Origin of the sequence: Kitasatospora sp. LaBMicrA B282 (assembly GCF_050325825.1) — a bacterium.
Lineage (GTDB): Bacteria > Actinomycetota > Actinomycetes > Streptomycetales > Streptomycetaceae > Kitasatospora.
This window is the reverse complement of sequence record NZ_JBNQTI010000008.1, coordinates 104603-113262: the sequence shown is the minus strand read 5'-3', so window position 1 is coordinate 113262 and position 8660 is coordinate 104603. Positions and strand designations below refer to the sequence as shown.

The 8660-nt window shown below is 72.5% G+C and carries 9 protein-coding genes; 4 read left to right on the top strand and 5 right to left on the bottom strand.

Annotation, left to right across the window (positions count from 1 at the left end):
• Positions 1-92: 92 nt before the first annotated feature.
• On the bottom strand, positions 93-1823 hold the full coding sequence (locus ACQRUO_RS04600) for a methyltransferase (RefSeq protein ID WP_428314402.1): 1731 nt from the start codon (positions 1821-1823) through the stop codon (positions 93-95).
• Between the two features lie 51 nt (positions 1824-1874).
• Positions 1875-3038 carry a 4-hydroxybenzoate 3-monooxygenase gene (locus tag ACQRUO_RS04595; protein ID WP_428314401.1) on the bottom strand — a complete coding sequence of 388 codons (1164 nt, stop codon included), beginning with the start codon at positions 3036-3038 and terminating at the stop codon, positions 1875-1877.
• Positions 3039-3284: 246 nt separating this feature from the next.
• On the opposite strand from ACQRUO_RS04595, the gene ACQRUO_RS04590 reads away from it, so the two are divergent.
• Positions 3285-4001: a helix-turn-helix domain-containing protein gene (locus ACQRUO_RS04590; RefSeq protein WP_428314400.1), complete on the top strand. Its 717-nt coding sequence runs from the start codon at positions 3285-3287 to the stop codon at positions 3999-4001.
• Between the two features lie 13 nt (positions 4002-4014).
• Here the strand turns inward: ACQRUO_RS04590 and ACQRUO_RS04585 are convergent, their stop codons facing one another.
• Both ACQRUO_RS04585 and ACQRUO_RS04580 read right to left on the bottom strand, forming a co-directional pair.
• Positions 4015-4431, bottom strand: a complete 417-nt coding sequence (locus ACQRUO_RS04585; protein ID WP_428314399.1) for a VOC family protein — start codon at positions 4429-4431, stop codon at positions 4015-4017.
• Positions 4432-4511: 80 nt separating this feature from the next.
• On the bottom strand, positions 4512-5420 hold the full coding sequence (locus ACQRUO_RS04580) for a LysR family transcriptional regulator (RefSeq protein ID WP_428314398.1): 909 nt from the start codon (positions 5418-5420) through the stop codon (positions 4512-4514).
• 113 nt (positions 5421-5533) lie between these two features.
• On the opposite strand from ACQRUO_RS04580, the gene ACQRUO_RS04575 reads away from it, so the two are divergent.
• Together ACQRUO_RS04575 and ACQRUO_RS04570 are read left to right on the top strand one after the other, a co-directional pair.
• Positions 5534-5809, top strand: coding sequence for a hypothetical protein (locus ACQRUO_RS04575; protein WP_428314397.1), 276 nt, complete (start codon positions 5534-5536; stop codon positions 5807-5809).
• A gap of 35 nt (positions 5810-5844) precedes the next feature.
• A complete protein-coding gene (locus ACQRUO_RS04570) occupies positions 5845-6177 on the top strand; it encodes a putative quinol monooxygenase (protein ID WP_428314396.1) in 333 nt (110 codons plus the stop codon).
• Here the strand turns inward: ACQRUO_RS04570 and ACQRUO_RS04565 are convergent.
• The gene (locus ACQRUO_RS04565; protein ID WP_428314395.1) at positions 6111-7268 is read right to left on the bottom strand and encodes a terpene synthase family protein; all 1158 of its coding nucleotides are present in this window, start codon (positions 7266-7268) and stop codon (positions 6111-6113) included. The two genes, ACQRUO_RS04570 and ACQRUO_RS04565, sit on opposite strands and share 67 nt — an antisense overlap.
• A 117-nt stretch (positions 7269-7385) precedes the next feature.
• Between ACQRUO_RS04565 and ACQRUO_RS04560 the strand changes: the two genes are divergently transcribed.
• Positions 7386-8642 (top strand): RNA-guided endonuclease InsQ/TnpB family protein, encoded by a 1257-nt coding sequence (locus ACQRUO_RS04560; protein WP_428314405.1) that lies wholly within the window; start codon positions 7386-7388, stop codon positions 8640-8642.
• Positions 8643-8660: the final 18 nt, after the last annotated feature.

The following is an 8660-nucleotide window of genomic DNA, read 5'->3' as shown; positions in this document are numbered from 1 at the left end:
GTGGGGGGGTGTGGGTGGGGGGGGGGAGGGGGGGGGTGCGTGGCAACTCGGGGGGGGCTCGTTTGGTTGGGGAGCGGACGCCCCTGCGTCGGCTACGCGCCGTCTCCGGCTCCAGGTGCGGGCAGTCTCGTCGGCGCGGCGGTCCGACGGGCGTGCAGCACGTTGGCGTCCAGCGGCAGTGGTGCGTGGCCGACCAGGTGGAGCCCGGCGTCCTCGAGCAGCCGCGCGTAGTGGTCGGCGGTGCGTTCCCGGCCGCCGACGTTGCACATCATGTGCAGGTCCCAGGCGGTGGCGAGCGAGGGCGAGCCGTCGGCCGGCAGCAGGCGCTCGACGATGAGCAGGTCGGCGTGGGCGGGCATGGCCCGGGCGCAGTGGCGCAGGATCGCCCGGCAGCGGTCGTCGTCCCAGTCGTGCAGCACGCGGGCCAGGAGGTAGACGTCGGCGCCCGGGGGCACCTCGGCGAAGTCGCCCGCGTGGTACGTGCAGCGGCCGCCGGTCACGGGTGCCAGGCGGCGGCGGGCGGCCTCGATCACGTGCGGCCGTTCGAGCAGGACGCCGCGCAGGCCGGGGTGCGCGGCCAGGACGCGGCCGAGCAGTTCCCCGTTGCCGCCCGCGACGTCGACCACGGTCCGGGGCTCGGCGGCCCGGCCGGCGGCGACCAGGACCGGGTGGGCGGGGAGCGGTTCGAACATGGACGAGCTGGCGGCCATGGAGCGGTCGAAGCGGTCGGCCAGTTCGGGGTGGCGGGCGAAGTAGTCGAAGTGGTTCTGCCCGAAGAGCTGCTCGAAACCGGTCCGTCCGCTCCGCACGGCCTGGGTGAGGAGGGCGAACGACTGGTAGAACGGGCCGCCGTACATCAGGGCGAGCGGCTGCATCGAGCCGGGGCCGTCCGCGCGCAGCAGCGCCCCGGTCTCGGTGAGCCGGAACCCGTCCGGGCCCTGCGCGACCACGCCCAGCATGGCCAGGTAGCGCAGCAGCGTCGCGAGGCTGTCCGGGTGGGCGCCGACCTCCTGCGCCAACGCCTCGGGGGTGGTGCCGGTCCGCAGGTCCAGGGCTTCCGGCAGCCGCAGGTGGGCGCAGGCCGCCAGGGCCTGGGTCGTCCACGCACCGGTCAGCAGGCGCAGGAGCGTTTCAGCAGGCGGCCGACCGTGGTCCGGGGTCAGGTGGGCGGCGAGCACGTCCCGGTGGTCCCCGCGGGCGTAGAGCTCCATCCGCCGGTAGCCGGCCTTCGCATCCGCGGGGGCGGTGAAGTAGAAGACCGTGCCGTCCTCGTGGGGGTTGTAGCCGCCCCCGTCGGGGACGGCGCCCCGCCGCGCGAAGATCGCGCACAGGCCGCGCAGCACCAGCGGATCCGGCTGCTCGATCTCGAAGGCCAGGTGGGCCTCGTTGTCCTGGGTGCGTTCGCTGGCGGCCAGTTCGGTCAGCTCGGACCCCGGCGGGACGGTCAGGGTGAAGACCTCGACCACCCGCCGTTCGCCGTCCGCGTCCTGCACCGCGGGGCGCAGGATCCGCACGTCGAGCTCGGTGATATCGCGCCGGTGGCGTTCGGCCAAGCGCTGCCGCACCACCACGCTCGGTTGCCCCGGGCCGTCGGCGGCCAGCCCGCAGGCGGTCAACTCGGCGCGCAGCGCCCGGTCGTTCGGCGGGAACACCAGCAGCGCGGCGTGCGCGAAGCGGCAGCGGTCCGCTAACGCCCGCAGCTCCAGGCCGTCCAGGCCGGGCAGCAGGAGCCGCAGCAGCGTGGCGGTGTCCTGGGTCCTGACGAAGTCGACCGTCGCGCGCAGGCGGGCCGTGTCGCCGGGGGCGGTCGTCGTGATGGTCATCGGAAGACGTCCTCGTTGCGGTGTCGGGGGGTATGCGTAGCAGGGGCGGACTCAGACGCCGACGTAGTTGGCGGCGAACCAGTCCTGGTGGGTCCGGGAGGTGCGCAGCGATTCGAGGCGGGAACGGCGCAGGGCGTCGCGGAACAACGTTTCGGCACCCGACCCGGGGGCGCCGTGCAGCAGTTCGATCATCCAGAGCGAGAACTCCTGCGCCCGCCAGATGTGGGCCAGGCAGCGTGCCGAGTAGCGGGCGAGCGGTTCGGGATCGCCGCGGCGGAGGTCGTCGAGCAGGGCGCGGGCCAGCAGCTCGGCCTCCAGCACGGCGAGGTTCGCACCCTTGGCGGCCGACGGGCTGATCAGGCTGGCGGCGTCACCCACCAGGAAGAGCGAGCCGTGCCGCAACGGTTCGAGGACGTCGGACTCCAGGTCGACGACGCCGCGTTGGACGATCCGCCCGGTGCGCAGCGGGCCGTGCTCCGCCGCGCGCATCCGCACCGCGAGCTCCTCCCAGATCCGCTCCTCGGACCAGGCGGCGGCCGAGCTGCCCCGCTCGCACTCCAGGTAGTACCGCGTGACCTCGGCGGAGCGCGGCATGTGCCCGGCGAAGCCCCGCCGGTGCACCGCGTAGCCCACCGCGTCCAGACTCGGCGGCGCCTCGGCGAGCAGGCCCAGCCAGGACACGCCGTGGTCGCGGCGGTGGCGCACCGTGCCGGGCGGAAGGGCTCGCCGTGCGGCACCGTGCCGCCCGTCGCAGCCGGCGACGTACCTGCCGTGCCACCGGTCGGGTCGCCCGTCGCCCTCGCGGACGGTCACCGACGGTCGGGTGCCGTCGGCGTCGAGCACGGCCACCGCCTCGGTGTCGAACCGGATGCGTCCCCCGGCGTCCAGGAAGCGCTCCACCAGGTCGCTGACCAGGTCCTGTTGCGGGTAGACGGTGTGCAGCTCACCGTGCCCGAGGCAGCCGTAGTCGAGGTGGAAGCTGCCGTCCTCGGTGCGGAACTCGCAGACGCCGTGCGGCTGTCCGCGCCGGCGCAGCCCGTCGGCCAGCCCGTGCCGGTCGAGGACCCGCACGGTGTGCGCAGCGAGGAAGCCGGCCCGGGCCCGCGTCTGGACGTGCTCCCGACTGGACCGCTCCAGGACGACGCAGTCGACCCCGCCGGCGTGGAGCAGACTCCCGAGGACCAGCCCGGCCGGCCCCGCGCCCAGGATGACCACGTCGGCTCGGTTGCGGACTGCTAAACGATGCTGACTTTCTGTCACAGGGGTGGATCATAACCACTGAAAATTGCATGGATTGCCGAAAATCACCCGAATGCGCGCAGCCGATCCGGCTGATTCCCGCGGGGTGGGAGATGGGGATGTCCGGTTGCTTGGGTTGATCCGGCTTCTGCGTTCGAGCGCCTTCCCCGGCCGTGACCTGGGGCGATCGTGAGGACCGCGGGCGGGCGTAGCATCGGGGGCGTGTCGGCTGGCTACGCGGAGCGTGCGTCCCGGCTGCCGGGGGCGGTCGTCTGGACGCGGGGGCCCGGCGGGCTGGGCGGTGGTGGGGTGGGGTCCGTGCTGCCCGACGGGTGCATGGACCTGCTGTGGACCGAGGGTCGGCTCGTCGTCGCCGGCCCCGACACGCGTGGGTACCGTCTCGGGCCTGAGGTGCGGGGCCCGTGGGTCGGTGTGCGGTTCTTTCCCGGCACCGCCCCAGGCCTGCTCGGCGTTCCGGCGCACGAGGTGCGTGACCGACGGGTGGACCTCGCCGACCTTCGGCCCGGTGCCGGCACCCGCCGGCTCACCGACCGGATGGCGGCGGCGCCCGATCCGGTCACCGCGCTGGAGGACCTGGCGCTGCGGCTCGCTGCCGAGGCGGAGCCGCCCGACCCGCTGCTGCGGGCGGTCGTCGGGTCGCTCGCGGCCGGCCGGTCCGTCGCGGCGACCGCCGCATCGGTGGGCCTGGGGGAGCGGCAGTTCCACCGCCGGTCGCTGGTCGCCTTCGGCTACGGCCCCAAGACCCTGGCCAGGGTGCTGCGTCTGCAGCGCGCCCTCGCCCTGGCCCGGGCCGGGGTCCCGTTCGCGGCGACGGCGGTCCGGGCGGGCTTCGCCGATCAGGCCCATCTGTCGCGCGATGTCCGGGAGTTGACGGGTGAGTCGCTGACCGGGTTGGTGGGGCCGGGGTTCGGCCGGTAGCCCAGACCGTTGCTCAGCCGGTGGCGTCCGCCAGGGGTGCGAAGAGGTCGACGCCGTTGCCGTCGGGGTCGTGCAGCACGGCGTACCGCTGACCCCAGAAGGCGTCCCACGGCTTGAGTTCGCCGTGGTACCCGGCGTCGACGAGGTCCTGGTACACCTCGTCGACGTGCTCGGGGCCCGTGCACAGGAACGCCAGCCCCATCCGGCCGTCCCCGGTCGGCGGGCGCCACGACGGGTGGAAGGAGCGGACGGTGGCCTCGGTGTCGAGGGTGACGCGCAGTCCGCCCGGGAGTGCGGCCTCGACGTGCGGCTGGTCCTCGGAGCCGTCGGGGAACTCGAGCCCGAGGCGCCGGTAGAAGGCGAGCGAGGCGGCCAGGTCGGAGACGACCAGGCCGATGACGGCGAATGCGGGTGTCGGCGTTGTGCTCATGGCTCGAAGCCTAGGCAGGGACGGGCGCGTGGTCTTGAAGAAATCGGACCTCCAGCCGGTCCGCCCAGTCCCCTCCAGGATCACCCGAGCAGGTCGGAGAGGTGGGCGGGGTGCAGGCGCGCGCTCGTCCGCGCGACGGCGAGGAACTCGGCGATCAGCGGGTGCGGCGCGGGCCGGGCGAACACGGCCAACCGGCGGCGGTGGCGCGGGGTGAGGCGTAGCACCGTGCCCGGGAAGTCGGGGGTCAGGACGTTGGCGGGGACGATGGCGACGCCGAGCCCGGCGGCGACCAGGTGGGGAATGGCGGCGGTCTGGGTCGAGCGGGTGACGGCGTTCGGGGTGAACCCGGCCTCGGTGCAGATCCGTTCGACGTGTCCGGCCAGGGCGTGCGTCTGCTTGTACTGCACCCAGCGGCGGTCCGCGAGGTCCGCCGGGCGCACCGTCGTACGACCCGCGAGCGGGTCGCCGGGTGGCAGGATGGCCACGAACTCCTCGGCGCCCAGCGCGTGGTGGGGACCTTCCCAGGCGTCGGGCAGCGGGCCGACCGCGACGTCGGCGGTGGCCTCGGTCATGGCGGTGGCGAAGGAGTCCAGGCCGTCGTACTCGTGCAGGACCACGTCGACCTGCGGGTGCCGGGCGTGCCAGGCGGCGAGCACGGAGGGCACCACGCCGAGGGCGATGGAGAGCATCGAGGCCAGGTGGAGTTGGCCGTCGACCATCCCGGCGACGGCGCGGGCGGCGCCGGTGGCCCGCTGGGCGCCCTCGATGGCCTGGCGGGCGCCGGGCAGGAAGGCGCGGCCCGCGGGGGTGAGGTGGGCGCCCCGCGGGGTGCGCTCCAGCAGCGGCGTGCCGACCGTCTTCTCCAGGGCTTTGAGCTGCTGGGAGAGCGTGGGCTGGGAGACGTGCACCAGGGCGGCGGCGTCGCTGATCGAGCCGGTCTCGGCGACGGCCAGGAGGTACTCGAGCTGCCGCAAGGTCCCGATAGACATAGTCCCAGCCTATACATCCGTGTGAAATTTCGTCTTTGCTCTATGGCCCGGCGCTTCCTAACGTGGTGGAGGTACCCGAACGACACGGACTGCCCCGAACGGAGCACCCCACCATGAGCGCTGCCGACAGCAGCCAGGCACCACCCCGGACACCCGCGCGACAACCCCTGAACGGCCTGGCCACCCTCGCGCTCGCCTACGGCGTCATCGCCGTGGCCGCGGCCCTCGTCCCCGCCATCCGCGGGATCACCGGCAGCCTCGCGGTCCCCGCGCTCGTCCTCGCGGCCACCGGCCTGGCCAACGCCCGCCGCCTGGACGGCGCGGGCACCAAGCAGGCCCTCGCCGGCCTGGCCCTCGGCCTGATCGGCCTGGCCGTCAACCTGACCTGACCGCACCGCCCCCACTCCCGAGAGGAACCACCGTCGTGATCTTCATCGCCGTGAAGTACCGCATCCGCCCCCACCTCGCCGACACCTGGCTCGACCGGGTCGACGCCTTCACCCGGGCCACCCGCAGCGAGCCCGGCAACCTGTTCTTCGAATGGTCCCGCAGCGCCGACGACCCCAACGGCTTCACCCTGCTCGAGGGCTTCACCGGCCCGGAGGCCGGCGAGGCCCACGTCACCAGCGCCCACTTCGCCGACGCGATGGCGTTCATGCCCGACCACATCGCCGAGCGACCGCAGATCATCTACCTCGCCGACGCCCCGGACGGCGGCTGGGGACCGATGGCCGAACTCACCCCGCGCGCCGCATAGGGCGAACGCTCGCCAGCATGGCCGCCCCGGACGCCGTCACCGCCCTCGCCGCCCGACCCACCCTCGCCGCCGAGGCGCCACCAGCAGCCGATCGAGCACAGGCTCGCCGGATGGGTGCGCACGCTCTCCCCGGCCGGCGGCTGCGCCGTGAGGTCGGCGATCGGGCCGGCCATCCGGTAACGGTCGGTGCACAGGCTCCAGTCCACGTTGGCGCGGATCCACTGGCTCAGCGCGTCGAGGAACCCGCGGGTCTCCTCGCCGACCTCCGGCGCGACGAGGTCGCGCAACTCGATGAACCGGGCGAGCACCAGGTTGCGGGTGGTGATGGCCTCGTCCAGGGCCTCGGCCACACCGATGCGGTGCTCGGCGGCGAGGACGTCCACGAGGTTCTGCCGGTCGGCGGTGTGCTGCTCCTTGCCGCGGGAGAACAGGTCGTTGTCCCAGCTGACCAGCAGCGAGCACATCTCGGCCAGGGCCTGGACGGCCGGGCGGTGGAAGTCGGCTCCCGGAACCTCGTACCCGCCGCCCACGTCCAGCAGCATGACGGTGGTCAGCACGGCGCCGCCGTGGATCCGCATCAGCGCGTACTCGTCCAGGCCCGGGGTGATCCGGCCGCACCGGTTCGCGGCCTTCCACACCAGGCTGAACAGGTAGGCCCGCATCGCCGTGAGCCACCGCTGGAGCTGGGCCGGGCCGGCGAGCGCGGCGAGCTCCTCGGTGATCTCGTGCAGGCCGTTCTCGAACGCGGTGGCGTCGCACGGCAGTGCACGGGTGTCCAGGACGCGGACCAGGCGCGCGCAGGTGGCGGCGATCCGGTCCGGGGCCGGCGGGGTGAGCACATCGTCGTAGTGGCGGTCGTCGAAGGCGAACAGCCAGGCGAAGAACCGGGTGACCACGGCGAGCCGGTCGGGCGGCGCGTCGGGCAGGATCTGCCCGGTCAACTGGGCGGGCAGCGTACGGGTCAGCCGGTCCAACTGCTCGGGCAGCGGGCACATCCCGCTCCGCGCCATCCACTTGGTGATCTCGATGTCGATGCGGTCGGCCTCGGGGTGCGCGGCCGGCGGGATCGGACAGTAGATGCGGCGTGTCATCAGGCTCCTTTCGTGGATACCCCCGGTTTCAGCTAGGGGAAACTCCCGCGTAGCGGGGCAGCGGAAGCCAGACCGCCGTCAAGGCGGTATGGCGTCTTGGTAGTCGGTGACCCGCAGATGGTCACAAGGAGGAGTGTTACCGTGTGTTCCGTGACGGTTACTCATGTGAAGCGGGCTTTCAAGTTCCGTTTCTATCCGACCGATGCGCAGGCGGCTGAGCTGTCGCGCACGTTCGGGTGCGTGAGGAAGGTCTACAACATGGCGCTGGCCGCCCGCTCGGAGGCGTGGACGCTGCGGCATGAGCGGGTGAGCTACAACGCCACGTCGGCGATGCTGACGGCGTGGAAGAAGACCGAGGAGCTGGCGTTCCTGGCCGAGGTCTCCTGCGTTCCGTTGCAGCAGTGCCTGCGGCACCTGCAAGGGGCGTTCTCCAACTTCTGGCAGAGGCGGGCGAAGTACCCCCGGTTCAAGTCGAAGAAGAAGTCCCGTGACAGCGCCGAGTACACCACGTCCGCGTTCCGGTACCGGAATGGCTGTCTCACGCTGGCGAAGATGACCGAGCCACTGGATATTGTGTGGTCCCGGCCGCTGCCCGAAGGGCAGTCGCCGTCCACGGTGACGGTGAGCCGGGACGCGGCGGGGCGGTGGTTCGTTTCGATGCTGTGCGAGGACCCGGCCGTCAAGACCTTGCCGACCGTGGACACGGCGGTCGGCATCGACGTCGGGATCACCAGCCTGGTGACGCTCTCCACCGGGGAGAAGATCACCAATCCGAAGCATGAACGCCGCGACCGTGAGCGCCTGGCGAAGGTCCAGCGGGGCCTGTCGCGCAAGGCCAAGGGCTCGGCCAACCGGGAGAAGGCCCGCAGGAAGGTTGCCCGTGTCCACGCGAGGATCGCAGACCGCCGGCGGGACTTCCTGCACAAGCTCACCACTCGACTCGTCCGCGAAAACCAAACGGTCGTGATCGAGGATCTGACGGCCCGCAACATGCTCAAGAACCGCAAGCTCGCCCGTGCCATCAGCGACGCGAGCTGGAGCGAGCTGCGGACCATGCTGGAGTACAAGGCCCAGTGGTACGGCCGCGAGCTGGTGACCATCGATCGGTGGTTCCCCAGCTCCAAGCTGTGCTCGGCCTGCGGGGCCATCCGCGACAAGATGCCCCTGAACGTCCGTGTATGGGAGTGTGACTGCGGAGCAGTCCATGACCGGGACGTGAATGCGGCACGCAACATCCTGGCCGCCGGACTGGCGGCAGCAGCCTGTGGAGACGGTGTAAGACCTCAACGGAGCACTCCGGGCGGGCGGTCGTCGGTGAAGCAGGAAGTGGTCCCACCGCAGCGCGCACGCGCAGCGGCTCAGCCGCGAGGCTGAGGGGAATCCCCCTCGTTC

Coding starts and splice junctions, on each gene's coding strand:
- ACQRUO_RS04600 (WP_428314402.1), bottom strand. CDS start 1,823: ATGACCATCACGACGACCGCCCCCGGCGACACGGCCCGCCTGCGCGCG.
- ACQRUO_RS04585 (WP_428314399.1), bottom strand. CDS start 4,431: ATGAGCACAACGCCGACACCCGCATTCGCCGTCATCGGCCTGGTCGTC.
- ACQRUO_RS04580 (WP_428314398.1), bottom strand. CDS start 5,420: ATGTCTATCGGGACCTTGCGGCAGCTCGAGTACCTCCTGGCCGTCGCC.
- ACQRUO_RS04575 (WP_428314397.1), top strand. CDS start 5,534: ATGAGCGCTGCCGACAGCAGCCAGGCACCACCCCGGACACCCGCGCGA.
- ACQRUO_RS04565 (WP_428314395.1), bottom strand. CDS start 7,268: ATGACACGCCGCATCTACTGTCCGATCCCGCCGGCCGCGCACCCCGAG.
- ACQRUO_RS04560 (WP_428314405.1), top strand. CDS start 7,386: ATGGTCACAAGGAGGAGTGTTACCGTGTGTTCCGTGACGGTTACTCAT.